Origin of the sequence: Chromobacterium piscinae (assembly GCF_021129175.1) — a bacterium.
Taxonomy (GTDB): Bacteria; Pseudomonadota; Gammaproteobacteria; order Burkholderiales; family Chromobacteriaceae; genus Chromobacterium; species Chromobacterium piscinae.
This window is the reverse complement of the sequence record NZ_JAJOHV010000054.1, coordinates 1-13,124: the sequence shown is the minus strand read 5'-3', so window position 1 is coordinate 13,124 and position 13,124 is coordinate 1. Positions and strand designations below refer to the sequence as shown.

General features: G+C 63.6%; 12 protein-coding genes and 1 pseudogene. 7 read left to right on the top strand and 6 right to left on the bottom strand.

Annotated features, from left to right (window positions below; all coding sequences use genetic code 11):
- Positions 1-105 precede the first annotated feature (105 nt).
- Positions 106-2,010, bottom strand: a complete 1,905-nt coding sequence (locus tag LQR33_RS14080; protein ID WP_231177821.1) for an ATP-binding cassette domain-containing protein — start codon at positions 2,008-2,010, stop codon at positions 106-108.
- Positions 2,011-2,054: 44 nt separating this feature from the next.
- Positions 2,055-3,080 carry a tRNA (adenosine(37)-N6)-threonylcarbamoyltransferase complex transferase subunit TsaD gene (gene tsaD, locus LQR33_RS14075; protein WP_221664121.1) on the bottom strand — a complete coding sequence of 342 codons (1,026 nt, stop codon included), beginning with the start codon at positions 3,078-3,080 and terminating at the stop codon, positions 2,055-2,057.
- A gap of 116 nt (positions 3,081-3,196) precedes the next feature.
- Here tsaD and LQR33_RS14070 point away from each other — a divergent pair, with 116 nt between their 5' ends.
- Entirely contained in the window at positions 3,197-3,613 is a 417-nt protein-coding gene (locus LQR33_RS14070; RefSeq protein WP_166440699.1) for an OsmC family protein, read from the top strand.
- Positions 3,614-3,929: 316 nt separating this feature from the next.
- On the opposite strand, the gene LQR33_RS14065 is transcribed toward LQR33_RS14070, so the two are convergent.
- Positions 3,930-4,226, bottom strand: coding sequence for a hypothetical protein (locus LQR33_RS14065; protein WP_231469441.1), 297 nt, complete (start codon positions 4,224-4,226; stop codon positions 3,930-3,932).
- A 256-nt stretch (positions 4,227-4,482) separates the two neighbouring features.
- Here LQR33_RS14065 and LQR33_RS14060 point away from each other — a divergent pair, with 256 nt between their 5' ends.
- From LQR33_RS14060 to LQR33_RS14045, 4 genes are all read left to right on the top strand, one after another.
- Positions 4,483-6,012, top strand: coding sequence for a thioredoxin family protein (locus LQR33_RS14060; protein ID WP_166440697.1), 1,530 nt, complete (start codon positions 4,483-4,485; stop codon positions 6,010-6,012).
- A 149-nt stretch (positions 6,013-6,161) separates the two neighbouring features.
- Positions 6,162-6,569 (top strand): alternative ribosome rescue aminoacyl-tRNA hydrolase ArfB, encoded by a 408-nt coding sequence (gene arfB / locus LQR33_RS14055; protein ID WP_166440696.1) that lies wholly within the window; start codon positions 6,162-6,164, stop codon positions 6,567-6,569.
- A 75-nt stretch (positions 6,570-6,644) separates the two neighbouring features.
- Positions 6,645-6,848, top strand: coding sequence for a hypothetical protein (locus LQR33_RS14050; RefSeq protein ID WP_021476013.1), 204 nt, complete (start codon positions 6,645-6,647; stop codon positions 6,846-6,848).
- Positions 6,845-7,468 (top strand): 3'-5' exonuclease, encoded by a 624-nt coding sequence (locus LQR33_RS14045; protein ID WP_166440695.1) that lies wholly within the window; start codon positions 6,845-6,847, stop codon positions 7,466-7,468. Before LQR33_RS14050 ends, LQR33_RS14045 begins: the two co-directional genes overlap by 4 nt.
- Positions 7,469-7,498: 30 nt before the next feature.
- Here LQR33_RS14045 and LQR33_RS14040 read toward each other — a convergent pair whose 3' ends face one another.
- Positions 7,499-8,941, bottom strand: coding sequence for a toxin-antitoxin system YwqK family antitoxin (locus LQR33_RS14040; protein ID WP_231469438.1), 1,443 nt, complete (start codon positions 8,939-8,941; stop codon positions 7,499-7,501).
- 118 nt (positions 8,942-9,059) lie between these two features.
- Positions 9,060-9,407: a hypothetical protein gene (locus LQR33_RS14035; protein ID WP_166440693.1), complete on the bottom strand. Its 348-nt coding sequence runs from the start codon at positions 9,405-9,407 to the stop codon at positions 9,060-9,062.
- A 213-nt stretch (positions 9,408-9,620) separates the two neighbouring features.
- Here LQR33_RS14035 and LQR33_RS14030 point away from each other — a divergent pair, with 213 nt between their 5' ends.
- Entirely contained in the window at positions 9,621-10,391 is a 771-nt protein-coding gene (locus LQR33_RS14030; protein WP_166440692.1) for a class I SAM-dependent methyltransferase, read from the top strand.
- A 191-nt stretch (positions 10,392-10,582) separates the two neighbouring features.
- Positions 10,583-12,877 carry a heavy metal translocating P-type ATPase gene (locus LQR33_RS14025; protein ID WP_231469436.1) on the top strand — a complete coding sequence of 765 codons (2,295 nt, stop codon included), beginning with the start codon at positions 10,583-10,585 and terminating at the stop codon, positions 12,875-12,877.
- Between the two features lie 48 nt (positions 12,878-12,925).
- Here the strand turns inward: LQR33_RS14025 and LQR33_RS14020 are convergent.
- Positions 12,926-13,124, bottom strand: a pseudogene (locus LQR33_RS14020) (3-deoxy-8-phosphooctulonate synthase); the annotation flags it as partial.

Sequence of the window (13,124 nt, the reverse complement as noted above, 5' to 3'; positions counted from 1 at the left end):
GGCGCGTTCCGGTTCGCGGGGAACCCCGCCTCTTCTTAGCGTAAGAAGACGGCGGCGGAGATTACAAGTAATTTCTCTCGCCGCCATGATCCGTCGCAAGCGGCGCTAGTCGGCCTGAGCCAGCGCTTCCAGTTGTTCCTGCACTTCCATCCATTCCTCTTCGACGACTTCCAGCCGCCCCGCGACTTCGCCCTGGCGCCGCACGCTGTCGGCCAGTTTCTGCTTGTTGGCGTCGTCATAGGCGTCACTGGATGACAGGAAAGTCTCCAGCTGGCTCTTTTCCTGCGACAGCTTGTCCATCTCCTGCTCCAGCTTGGATAGGCGGCTCTGCAAGGGTTTGCGCTGTTTGGCCAGCTGTTGGCGCGCTTCGGCCTCTTGCCGTTTCTGCTCCTTGCGGTTGACGCCCTGGGCGTCGCCTTCGGATGGTTTGCCGTTTTCCGCCAGCTGGGCAAGGCGCCACTGGCGGTAGTCTTCCAGGTCGCCGTCGAAGGGCTGAACCTTGCCGCCGCTCACCAGCCAGAATACGTCGGTGGTGGACTCCAGCAGGCTGCGGTCGTGGGATACCACGATCAGCGCGCCGGTGAAGTCCTGCAGCGCAAGCGTCAGCGCGTGGCGCATTTCCAGGTCCAGGTGGTTGGTCGGTTCGTCCAGCAGCAGCAGATTGGGCTTTTGCCAGACTATCATCGCCAGCGCCAGGCGGGCTTTTTCGCCGCCGGACATCGGGCCCACCGGGTCGGTGGCGGCGTCGCCGCGGAAGTTGAAACCGCCTAGGAAGCTGCGCAACTCCAGCTCGCGGGTGGTCGGGGCCAGGCGTTGCATATGCTGCAGCGGCGACTCGTCCGGCCGCAGCGTTTCCAGCGTGTGTTGGGCGAAATAGCCTATCTTCAGCATCTGCGCGTTGACGCGCTCGCCGGTCTGCGGCGCGAGGTCGCCGGACAGCAGCTTGACCAGCGTCGATTTGCCGGCGCCGTTGACGCCCAACAGGCCGATGCGCGCGCCGGCTTCCACCGACAGGCTGATGCCGGACAGGATGGTCTTGTCGCCATAGCCGGCGTCGGCCTTGTCCAGCTTCAAGAGCGGGTTGGGCAGGTGCTCGGGGCTGTCGAAATGGAAATCGAACGGCGAGGCGGAATGGGCCGGGGCGATCCGCTCCAGCTTTTCCAGCGCCTTGACCCGGCTCTGCGCTTGGCGCGCTTTGCTGGCCTTGGCCTTGAAGCGGGTGATGAACGATTCCAGATGTGCGATCTGGCGCTGCTGCTTTTCATACTCGCCCTGCTGGCGCGCCAGTTTCTCTGCGCGCATCACTTCGAACTGGCTGTAGTTGCCGGTGTACAGCGTCAGCGTCTGGTTGGCCACCTCGACAGTGTGGCTGCAGATGGCGTCCAGAAAGTCGCGGTCGTGCGAGATCACCAGCAGCGTGCCTGGGTAGGCCTTCAGCCAGTCTTCCAGCCACAGCACCGTTTCCAGGTCCAGGTGGTTGGTCGGCTCGTCAAGCAGCAGCAGGTCGGAGCGGCACATCAGCGCTTGGGCCAGGTTGAGGCGCATGCGCCAGCCGCCGGAGAAGCTGGCCACCGGACGCTGCTGGCCGGCTTCGTCGAAGCCCAGGCCGGTCAACAGCTTGCCGGCGCGGGACGGAGCGGAGTAGGCGTCGATATGGGCCAGTTCGCCGTGAAGATGGCCGATGGCGTTGCCGTCGTGCTTGTCTTCCGCGATGGCCAGTTGGGCTTCCAGCGCGCGCAGCTCCTTGTCGCCGTCCAGCACGTAGTCGAGCGCGCTGCGCTCCAGCGCCGGCGTTTCCTGCGCCACGTGGGCGACGGTCCAGTTGGGCGGCAGCAGCATGTCGCCGCCGTCGGCGTGCAATTCGCCCAGCAGCATCGCGAACAGGCTGGACTTGCCCACGCCGTTGGCGCCGGTCAGGCCGGCCTTGTAGCCGGGGTTCAGCGTCAGGTTGGCGCCGATCAGCAGCTCTTTCAGGCCGCGGCGCAGGCTGAGGTTCTTCAGTTGGATCATATTCTTCTGGCCGCCCGTTTGCGCGGGCGGCGTATGAGTTCGGTTTAAACCGCCGGCAGGCTGGACAAGTCCCAGCGCGGCTTGATGGTGAAGCCGCCTGCCGGCTCGGCGAATTTGACGCGCATCGCGCCGGCGAAGGCGATCATTGCGCCGTTGTCGGTGCACAGCGCCAAAGGCGGGTAGAACACCTCGAAACGCTTGCGGGCGGCGGCTTCGTCCAGCGCGGCGCGCAGCTGTTTGTTGGCGCCGACGCCGCCGGCTACCACCAGCCGCTTCATGCCGGCTTGTTTCATCGCGGCCAGCGATTTCCTCACCAGCACCTCGACTATGGCTTCCTGAAAGGCGCGGCAGATGTCCATCCGCGTTTGTTCGTCCAGCTCGCCCTGGGCGGACTCTTGCTGGCGCACCAGTGTCAGCACCGCGGTCTTCAGGCCGGAGAAGCTCATGTCCAGGTTGCCGGAGTGCAGCATGGGCCGCGGCAGGGTGAAGCGGTCCGGACTGCCGGACTCCGCCAGCTTGGATAGCAGCGGGCCGCCGGGATAGGGCAGGCCCAGCAGTTTTGCGGTCTTGTCGAAGGCTTCGCCGGCGGCGTCGTCCACTGTTTCGCCGAGGATTTCATAGTCGCCGACGCCGCGCACCGCCATCAACTGGGTGTGTCCGCCGGAAACCAGCAGCGCCAGGAAGGGGAATTCCGGCTTGGGATCGGCCAGCAGCGGCGACAGCAGATGGCCTTCCAGGTGGTGTACCGGGATGACGGGAATATTCAGGCCGAAGGCCAGCGCGTTGGCCATGCTGGCGCCCACCATCAGCGCGCCGCCCAGGCCGGGGCCCTGGGTGTAGGCGACGGCGTCCAGATCGGCCAGCGTCTTGCCGGCCTCGGCCAGGCAGGCTTCGGTCAGCGGGATTGCGCGGCGGATATGGTCGCGACTAGCCAGCTCGGGCACCACGCCGCCGTACTCGGCGTGCATCGCCATCTGAGTGTGCAGCTGATGGGCCAACAGGCCTTGTTGGGTGTCGTACAGCGCGACTCCGGTTTCGTCGCAGGAGGATTCAATGCCAAGTACCAGCATGGGTGCAGCTCGGAATATAACGGGACAATCTTTCTATTCTACCGGTGAATCTTTGTCCGCCCAAATCGGCAGTGTTAGTCTGATGGACATTTTTGATCAAATAGGGGAGCGGGACGATGCAGGCGAGGCTGAAATGGGTGGACGGCGTGTGTTTCATGGGCGAGACCGGCAGCGGCCACGCGGTGGTGATGGACGGCGCGCCGGAGGGCGGCGGCCGCAACCTGGGACCGAGGCCGATGGAGCTGGTGCTGCTGGGCACCGCCGGCTGCACCAGCTATGACGTGATCACTATCTTGAAAAAATCCCGTCAGGACGTGCGCGACTGCTGGGTGGAAATCCAGGCCGACCGCGCCGACGTCGATCCCAAGGTGTTCACCCGCATCCATTTCCACTTCGTGGTAGTGGGGCGCGATTTGAAGCCGGACGCGGTGGAGCGGGCGATCAAGCTGTCGGCGGAGAAATACTGCTCCGCGTCCATCATGCTGGCCAAGACCGCCGACATCAGCCACGATTTTGAGCTGCGCGAGGACTGATTTCACCTGGCAGATCGCTTGTCGGGCGGTACCGCAGCGCTTACGAGGTCGGCGGGCGGCTAGGCACGTAGCTGCCGTTTTGGGCGCGGCGAAGCAGGCCGTTTATGACTGTGGGGAAAGCGACATGTCGCGCAATGGCTGGCCGTAGCGGGCGAAAGCGGCGTTCGAACTGGCGCATGCTCAGGCTGGATGGTTCTGCCAGCAGCCGGGAGTCGAGAAACAATGAGACGGACGGCTGCCGCCAGTGGTCGAGTCCTCTCTGGGGGCGCCGCGCCAGCCTGCGCATGATTCAGTCAGACAGCGGGTCTGTCCATTGCTAAGCGCCGTATCCGGGATGCAGGCTGTCGAACAGCGCCTCTTCCTCCGCGCGGCCGATGAGCGCGCCCAGCGGCCAGCTCTGGTCGGTCAATTCATGGTTGGCAATGCCGAACAGTGTTTGTAGCTGGCTGAGCCGCAGCTGCGCGCTGGCGAAAACGGCTCCGGCGGAAATGCGCAGGCTGACCGGGCGCGACAGCGCGCCGACGGCGAAGCTGCGCGGGGACGCCATGCGTTTACCCCCGCGCTCCGCGCAGCTGTCGCCGCTGAGCAAGACGCTGAAGTAGGGAAAGGGCATGGCGGGCATTTGCAGCACGCGGCCGTCGGCATGCTCGATGTGGAAGTAGTGGACGCTGCCGCTCAGCGATAGCCGCGGCGGAGGGGCCGGCGGCTCATGGCTATCGATGATAGGCGAGTCGCCATTCGAGCGTCATTGGCATTGTTGGCGTCTTTTGCTGCTCCGCTGCTAAGCAAATCGCCAGTCTGTCTTTATGCTCTTAGAATATTGGGTGTAGCATGGCCCCACGCATACAAAGACAGAAAGAGGCAGAGACATGAAGCGAACTTTGGTGGTGATGGCGTTGGCGCTGGCTGGTTTGATGCCGATCGCGCATGCAGACGTCAGCGACGGCCATGCCTTGCCGCCTGGCATCGGCTGGCAGCAGGGCGACGTGCCGGCGGCGTTCGCGCGCGCGCAGGCGGAGAACAAGCCGGTGTTCCTGTATTGGGGCGCGGTGTGGTGCCCGCCGTGCAATCAGGTGAAGTCCACCATCTTCAACCGGCCGGACTTCATTGCTGCCACCCGCCAGTTCGTGCCGGTGTACCTGGACGGCGATAGCGAGAACGCGCAGCAGCTGGGCGAGAAATTCAAGGTGCGAGGCTATCCGACCATGATTCTGTTCCGCCCGGACGGCGCGGAGATTACCCGCCTGCCGGGCGAGGTGGATCCGGAGCGTTACCTGCGCACGCTGCAGCTGGGCTTGACGGCGGTGAAACCGGTGAAAGCGCTATTGTCCGACGCCTTGGCCGGCAACAAATTGGCTGCTGCCGACTGGCAACTGCTGGCCGACTACGCCTGGGATGTGGACCGCGGCCAGTTGCTGCCGGAGAAAGACGTTCCCGCCACGCTGGAAAAACTGGCTGAGAGAGTGCCGTCCGAACCGGCTTTTGTCGCGACCCGCTTGCAACTGAAGGCGCTAGCCGCGCTGGCGGGTGAGAAGGAGCCTCTGGCTTTCGACCGGAACCAGGCGCGCAACCGGCTGTTGAAGGTATTGGGCGATGACGCGCTGAGCCGCGCCAACGCCGACATCGTCATCTACTCCGCCAGCGACGCGCTGAAGCTGCTGGGCGACGACGCTGCGCTGCGCCAAGCCTTTGATGTCCAGCTGAAAAAGCTGGAGGCCGACTCGACCCTGTCCTGGAGCGACAGGCTGGGCGCGACATCCACGCTGCTGTCCCTGTACAAACAGCAGCACCCCAAGCAGGCGTTGCCGGCCGGTTTGGTGGCCGATGTGAAAGCCAAGGCGGCGGACGCGGACAAGGCCAGCGCTAACCCCTATCAGCGCCAGGCGGTGATCACCGCCGCCGGCGAGCTGCTGGCCGACGCGGGCCTGCTGGACGAGTCGGACAAATTGCTGAAGGGAGAGCTGAAAACTTCGCACGCGCCGTATTACCACATGCTGATCCTGGCCTCCAACGCCAAGGAGCGCGGTGACAAGGCGGCGGCGCTGGATTGGTACCAGAAGGCCTATCAGGCGTCGGAAGGGCAGGCCACCCGGCTGCAATGGGGCGCCAGCTACGTCAGCAACGCGGTGGAACTGGCGCCGCAGGATACGGTCCGGATCGAGACCGCGGCGAGCGAGGTGTTCATCGATGCCGGCAAGTCGGGCAGCGCGTTCTACGAACGCAGCCGCCGTTCTCTGGAGAAGGTGGCCGGGAAGCTCAAAGCCTGGAATCAGGATGGCAGGCACGCGGAGGCCGTCGGCCGCCTGGCGGGCCAGCTGGACGGCGTGTGCGGGAAGCTGCCGGCCGACGACGCGCAGAAACCGGTGTGCGACGGGCTGGTGAAAAATCTGAAGTCGTGACAGGTTAGGCTTGGTCGAGACCCGCCCGCCGGCCTGTCCGGCGCGGCGGGTTTTGTCTTTTGCCGGTAGGCGGAGGGTTGAGCGATAACCGCGCGAGCCATCGGGTCCGCGCGGTTTATAATGGGTGTTTAGCAATGATTGTTTCCGCCATGCCGCCATCCCTGTATCTGGTCAAAGAGGACGAGATGACGTTCACCGCGATGCGCGCCCAAGGCGCCGGCGGCCAGAACGTCAACAAGGTCTCGTCCGCCGTCCACTTGCGTTTCGACATCGCCGCCTCGTCTCTCCCGGAATGGCTGCGCGAAAGGCTGTTGGGCTTGAACGATCAACGTCTTAGCAAGGATGGGGTGTTGGTGATCAAGGCGCAGCAATACCGTACCCAGGAGCAAAACCGCGCCGATGCGATCGAGCGGCTCCAGGCGCTGATCGATGCCGCCGGGCATACGCCGAAAACGCGCCGCGCCACCAAGCCGACCTATGGCTCGAAGCAGCGCAGGCTGGCCGGCAAGTCGCAGCGGGCGGCGATCAAGTCCTTGCGTGGCCGGGTGGATGACTAAACCCGCGCTTGCGCGCAGGCCAAAGCCGGGTACAATGCCCGGCTCGATAATGTATTGAATCGCAAGGAAATCCCGATGTCGAAGAAGCCGCAGGAAAAACTGGACGAGGAAACGCTGGCGCTGCTGGCCTGGTGCGCCGAAGTGGAAACCCATCTGGTCGCCGCAGGCGCGACCGAGGCCGAGGCTCAGGAACACATCGAAGAGCAGGCCGAATGGTATACCGACCAGTTCTTCGACGGTCTGACGCCGGAAGAGGCGGCAAAGGCCGCTCTGGCATGAGGCAGCGCGTCGCCGTCATCGACTTCGAAACCAACGGCGCATCGCCGGGCGGCGACTGCCGCGCCACCGAGATCGGCGTGGCGATGGTGGAAGACGGCCGCGTGGTGGACCGTTTCCAGAGCCTGATGAACGCCGGCGTCTGGGTGCCGCCGATGATAGAGCGGCTGACCGGCATCAGCAACGCGATGCTGAAAAGCGCGCCGCCGGCGGATCAGGTGATGCGCGACGCGGCCCGTTTTGTCGGCGATGCGCCGCTGGCCGCGCACAACGCCAGCTTCGACCGCAAGTTCTGGGACTATGAACTGGGTTTGCTGGGTCTAGTCCGCCGCCAGGACTTCGCCTGCACCTTGATGCTGTCGCGCCGCCTGCTGCCGCAGGCGCCGGACCACAAGCTGGGCACGCTGGCGCGCTGGGCCAGCCTGCCGGATACCGGCCGCGCCCACCGCGCGATGGCCGACGCCGAAATGGCGGCCCACTTGATGGCGCTGCTGAGCGATACGCTGCGGCAGCAATTTCACCTGCCGGACATCGACCACGCCTTGCTGTGCAAGCTGCAGAAAGTAACGGCCGCCAAGGTCAAACCCTATCTGAGAGAGTTGCAGGCTGGGGCGGCGGTTTGATGACGAGAGGCGTATGCGCCTCGTTTGCCGCTATAGCTGGCTGTCGCCCGAAATCCCATTCCGGTAAATGGTTTCCCTATAGAGCTTGCCTTGCTCGTCCCAGAAGCGGGCGGGTCCGTTTTCGATGCCATGCGCGAAGGTGTATTCGCTCTTTTTCTGCCCGTTTTCACGGTAGTTGACAGCTAGTCCTTCGGCTTGGCCGTCGACATATTGGGTGTCGGCCCAGAGCTGGCCGTTATCCTGCCAGATCCGTTCCCGGCCATGTTTCTTGCCGTTCTTGTACATAGTTTCCGATTTGAGCTGGCCCGGTTTGAACCATACTTTTTCCCATCCTTCCATATTGCCGGCCTGATAAATGACCCGGCTGACAAGGAAGCCGCGATCGTTCCAGAACTGATATAGGCCCTCTCTCTTGCCATTCTGGTAGCTGACCTCCCAGCGTTTCTGGCCATTCTGATGCCAGGTCAGCGATGGCCCCTGCTGCTTGCCATTCCGATAATCATCCGATGCGCTCATTTGGCCGTTTTCATACCATTGCTCCGACTTGCCGTTTTTGTCTCCATCTATGTAATGGCAGAGTTCTTGTTTCTTGCCATTTTCGTACCAAGTTTCGTAAGGGCCGTGCCATTTTCCATTTTGGCTGTAATAATGGCTGGCCATTTGTCCATTCGGATGCCAGGTGGTGATCTCGCCTTGCTGGGAGAGCCGAGTGTCAGGCTTGTCTCCGACGATTTCCCGCCGCTTCAACCAGTAGCGGCCTTCCTTGTCCTGTTGGTATATCTCCTGTTGACGACCGGCCGGAACCATTTTCCAGACGAACTTCTGTTGGTAATTCGCCAGGATCTTCCAACCTGAGATCTCCACTCCTCCGCGATAGGTTGCATCCTGAACTAGCTCTCCGCTCTCATTCCAATTGCGCCAACGGCCGTTTTCCAGATCATTCTGATAATTGCCGTCGGCAACTTTTCTGCCGTTTTCATCCCATTGTTGCCAGCGGCCATTAAATAAGCTGTTTCCAATGCTATAGCTGACCAGCTTGCGCCCCTGATCGTCACGGACGGTGTATTGCGCGCTTTGTCCGGTCCGAATGACGACTTTATCCAAGCGTGCCTGACCATCGGGATAAAAAATACCGAATTCGGCGATGCCATTTTTTTTGTCTAATATGCTCAGGATGCTGCCGCGTTTGCCTGGGAGAAGCCTGCCGACAGGGATGCTACTGATACTGTAGGAGTCCATGAACTGTAGCGGGCATCCTGGGATATGGCTGTCGACTTCTGTCGGCAATTGCAAGCACTGCGCTTGCTTGCGAGCTATCTCCGGCGTGGAGGCGAATTGTTCTGCAGCTTCGCGCATAATGGCATCCAGTTGCGCCATGGTGCTAGAGTATTGAGGAGGTGCAGCATGAGTGGGGAGACTGTTAAGAGTCATCGCGAGCAAAAATGGGAGGATGGGGTTGAGCAAGTTTTTCAATTTGGTCTTTTATAGCGCATGTTGGAAACAGCCATGATAGGTTACTTATGCGGGCGATACGAAAAGATGGGTGTAAAAAGCGGAAGCTAGGGGCTTCCGCTTGTCGTTTATGGCTAGCTTACTTTTCCTGCGGCGTGATGACCTGCACCACGTAGGCGTAAGGACCGTTGGGCGGGCGTTCCGCGATGTAGGCGCAATACCAGTTGGAGCCCCAGGGCAGGCCGGTGTCCCATGGCGTGTTCTGGGCATCGTCCCAGGTCCATTTCTTGGTTTTGTCCTGCGGGTTGGACGGGAAACTGGTTCCCTCGTAAACGTGGATTTGGCCTTGTTGGGCGCGGAACGGCGCGGTGCTGCTCCATCTGAGCCAGAGATTGCCGTGTTGCTGGAACGCGGTCAGCGTCCAGGCATAGCTCTTGGTGGCCGTCGCTTCCGCGATGGCGGTCTGGGTTTCGGTGGCAGTGGTCATATGCCCTCCGGGAGTGTTTAGGAAGGTGGGGGCGGCAAGGATGAGTCTTCGGATCGCCGGATGGACGATGTGAGTGCGAGCCAGGCGAGTGTCGTCGGCAGGGTATGGAGCCGCCCTGGTCCATATTAGGCAGTGAGGGTTGGCTTAAAAATACGTATCAATACTGTTCTTGTTAAAGTAATTTCACGGGTCGCTGTAAAGCGGCGGAGGAATATGGATACATTGCATGGACAGGCTAAAGCAGGTTTTGCCAAGGAGGCTCAGGCTTATGAGCGCGGCCGGCCGGAATACGCGCCGGAACTGGCCGACTGGCTGAAGCGCGAATTGGGCCTGAGGCTAGATTCGGCGGTGTTGGATCTGGGCGCGGGCACCGGCAAGTTCACCCGTTTGTTGGCGACGGTGGCCGGCGAGGTGGCGGCGGTGGAACCGGTGGATGAGATGCGAGCTCAGTTGCAGATGCGTTTGCCGGGGCTGCGGGCGTTGAAAGGCACTGCGGGGGAGATTCCGCTGCCTGACGCGTCGATGGACGCCGTCGCGTGCGCGCAGGCTTTCCACTGGTTCGCCAATGAAGATGCGCTGCGGGAAATCCACCGGGTGCTGAAGCCGGGAGGGAGCCTGGGGCTGATCTGGAATGTGCGCGACGAGTCCTGCGACTGGGTGGCGCGAATCAGCGAATTGCTGGCTCCGTACGAGGGCGATACGCCGCGGTTTCATTCCGGCGCATGGCGCAGGCCGTTCGAAGCCGTCCGCTACTTTGCCGCGCCGGCCTTGACCATGTTTTCGCACAGCCATGTCGGCCCGCCGGAACGCGTGATCGTCGATCGTTTTCTGTCGGTCAGCTTCATCGCCGCCTTGCCGGACGATGAAAAACGGCTCTTCGCCGAAGCGTTGCGCCGTTTGATCTACACGCATCCTGATCTGCGCGGCCGGGACGAGGTCGCCTTTCCCTATCGGACGGAAGCATACCGCTGCCTTAGGCGCTAATCTTCGGCGACCCCGGCTCTGGGCTGATAATGCTTGAGCCGGGGTGGGGCCGGCTGAGGAGTCTGGGGCTTGTTCGCGCGGCCGCGTGCGCAGATGCCGGCTTTGCGCGCCGCGCTGATTGCGGAACGCTCGCGAGCAGTCGCCGTGGTGTACATTCCGAACAGGGGCCGGTCTGGCATGAGGGTGTTGCGATGTCTAGTCGGAATCTGTCGTGGAATGTGGCTTTGTTGGCCATCCCCGCCGCGGCTTTGCTGCTTGCGCTGATCCGCCAGGCATGGGGCGGCGGGGGAGATGTATCTCCGCTGCTGCTGTCGTCCGCGCTGCCCATGCTGGGCGTGCTGTTGTTTGACGCCGCGGGGGCCTTGAAACGGCGGCAGATCGGAGTGGATGTGCTCGCCGTGCTCTCTATCGCGGTCGCCATTGCGCTGGAAGAGCAAGCGACAGCGGCCGTCGTCGCGGCGATGGCCGCGACCGGGCGTCTGCTGGACACTTTCGCCGCCGGCAAGGCCGCGCGTGAAATGGCGGCCTTGCTGCAGCGCGCGCCGCGTCTGGCGCACCGCTTGGACGGCGAGGCGCTGAGCACGGTCGCGATAGAGGAAATTCGTCCTGGGGACGTGCTGCTGGTCATGCAAGGGGAGATGGTGCCGGTCGATGGCCCGCTGGTGGGCGAGGAGGCGGCGCTGGACGAATCGCCGCTGACTGGCGAGTCCTTGCCGGTCCGGTTGCAGGCTGGCGGGTGGTTGCGCAGCGGCGCCATCAATGCCGGCGACAGCCTGCGCATGATCGCGGCCCGCCGAGCCGAGGACAGCACTTTTAACGGCATCGTCAAGCTGGTGGGGCAGGCTGCTTCCAGCAAGGCTCCGGCATCGCGGCTGGCCGACCGTTACGCTTTGGGATTCATTCCCGTGGCCTTGGTGCTCGCGGCGTTGGCCTGGTGGGCGAGCAGCGATCCGGCCCGAGCCTTGGCGGTTCTGGTGGTGGCCACGCCCTGTCCATTGTTGCTGGCGGTGCCAGTCGCCTTGATGTCTGGCATTTCCAATTGCGCCGGGCGCGGCGTGCTGGTCAAGGGAGGCCATGCGCTGGAAGCGCTGGCTGCGGCCGATGTGCTGTTTTTCGACAAGACCGGCACCTTGACTGGCGGCCAGGCGGCGTTGTCCGACATTCGAGTCTATGGCGCGCGCGAAGCGGGAGCCTTGCTGCGCCTAGCCGCCGCGCTGGACCAGATGTCCTGCCATGTGTTGGCCACAGCCATCTTGAGAGCGGCGCATGAGCGCGGCAGCGGCCCGCTGCCTTTGCCGGAACAGGTTGAGGAAAAACCAGGCGCCGGCATCTGCGGCGTGGTGGAGGGGCGGCGCGTGGCGATCGGCACCGCGCAATATGTCTTGCTCCACGCGGCGGCGGAGCCGTGGCTGCTCGAGGAGGAGAAACGGATGGCCACGGAGGGCGCTTCCGCGGTCTTCGTCGCCGTGGATGGACGGCTGGAGGGCGTGCTGGAGCTATCCGACCAGCTGCGGCTGGAAACGCCGCGCGCCTTGAGGCTGCTGCGCCGAGCCGGCGTGCGTCGCATGGTCATGCTGACAGGAGACCGGCGCGAGGTGGCTGAGTCCATAGGCGGCGGCATAGGCGTGGATGAAGTGCATGCTGAGTTGTCGCCGGCGGACAAGTTGGAGCGAGTCGTCCAGGCGTCGCGCGAGCGGCAGCGTAGCGTGATGGTGGGGGACGGCGTCAACGATGCGCCGGCCTTGGCGGCTGCCGGGGTCGGCGTGGCGATGGGGGCGCGCGGCTCGGCCGCGGCGGCGGAAAGCGCCGACATCGTGCTGCTGGCCGACCGGCTGGATAAATTGGCCGAGGCCAAAATGGTGGCGGCTGCCGCGCTGCGGTTGGCCGCGCAAAGCGCGGCTTTGGGCATGGGCCTGTCGCTGCTGGCTATGCTGTTGGCTGCGGCCGGCTATCTGCCGCCGCTGGAGGGGGCCTTGTTGCAGGAGCTAATCGATGTTGCGGCCATCGCCAACGCCTTGCGCGCGCTAGGCGTCCGCCCTTTGCGGGGGCAGGGCAAGACTTTGCCGGAGGCGAAGCTGAGCGCCTTGCGCTCGGAGCACAGGCTGCTCCAACCCTTGCTGGCCAAGCTGTCGGACTTGGCCAGATCGCTGCCATCGATGGCAGCCGAGTCAAGATGCGTCGCGATGGATGAGCTAGACGCTTGGCTGCAGCTTGAGCTATTGCCGCATGAGCAGGCCGATGAGCGCGCGTTGTACCCCGAAGTCTCACCGCTATTGGGCGGCGACGATCCCTTAGCGGCGCTGAGCCGCAGCCACCAGGAAATCTTCCGCGGCATTCACAGGCTGGCGCGCTTGTTCGCTCAGCATAGGGACTCGCCGTCGGAGCTGGGGATCCAGGACATCCAGCAGGCGCTTTACGGCCTGGAAGCGGTGCTCAGGCTGCATTTCGCCCAGGAAGACGAGCTGTTCCACAGCCTGAGCGCTTGAGTAGGACGGCCAGGTCCGCCGCAGCGAGGCGCGCGGCGGCGGCCGGGATTAGTCGATCTGCAGAGGCGCGAAGGACTTGACTAGGTCGTCGATGGCCTTGAGCTGGGCCAGGAAGGGCTCCAGTTGCGCCAGCGGCAGCGCGCTGGGGCCGTCGCATTTGGCTTCGGCCGGATTCGGATGGGCCTCCAGGAACAGGCCGGCGATGCCGACCGCCATGCCGGCGCGGGCCAGCTCCGCCACCTGGGCG

Coding starts and splice junctions, on each gene's coding strand:
- LQR33_RS14080 (WP_231177821.1), bottom strand. CDS start 2,010: ATGATCCAACTGAAGAACCTCAGCCTGCGCCGCGGCCTGAAAGAGCTG.
- tsaD (WP_221664121.1), bottom strand. CDS start 3,080: ATGCTGGTACTTGGCATTGAATCCTCCTGCGACGAAACCGGAGTCGCG.
- LQR33_RS14070 (WP_166440699.1), top strand. CDS start 3,197: ATGCAGGCGAGGCTGAAATGGGTGGACGGCGTGTGTTTCATGGGCGAG.
- LQR33_RS14065 (WP_231469441.1), bottom strand. CDS start 4,226: ATGCCCTTTCCCTACTTCAGCGTCTTGCTCAGCGGCGACAGCTGCGCG.
- LQR33_RS14060 (WP_166440697.1), top strand. CDS start 4,483: ATGAAGCGAACTTTGGTGGTGATGGCGTTGGCGCTGGCTGGTTTGATG.
- arfB (WP_166440696.1), top strand. CDS start 6,162: ATGCCGCCATCCCTGTATCTGGTCAAAGAGGACGAGATGACGTTCACC.
- LQR33_RS14050 (WP_021476013.1), top strand. CDS start 6,645: ATGTCGAAGAAGCCGCAGGAAAAACTGGACGAGGAAACGCTGGCGCTG.
- LQR33_RS14045 (WP_166440695.1), top strand. CDS start 6,845: ATGAGGCAGCGCGTCGCCGTCATCGACTTCGAAACCAACGGCGCATCG.
- LQR33_RS14035 (WP_166440693.1), bottom strand. CDS start 9,407: ATGACCACTGCCACCGAAACCCAGACCGCCATCGCGGAAGCGACGGCC.
- LQR33_RS14030 (WP_166440692.1), top strand. CDS start 9,621: ATGGATACATTGCATGGACAGGCTAAAGCAGGTTTTGCCAAGGAGGCT.
- LQR33_RS14025 (WP_231469436.1), top strand. CDS start 10,583: ATGTCTAGTCGGAATCTGTCGTGGAATGTGGCTTTGTTGGCCATCCCC.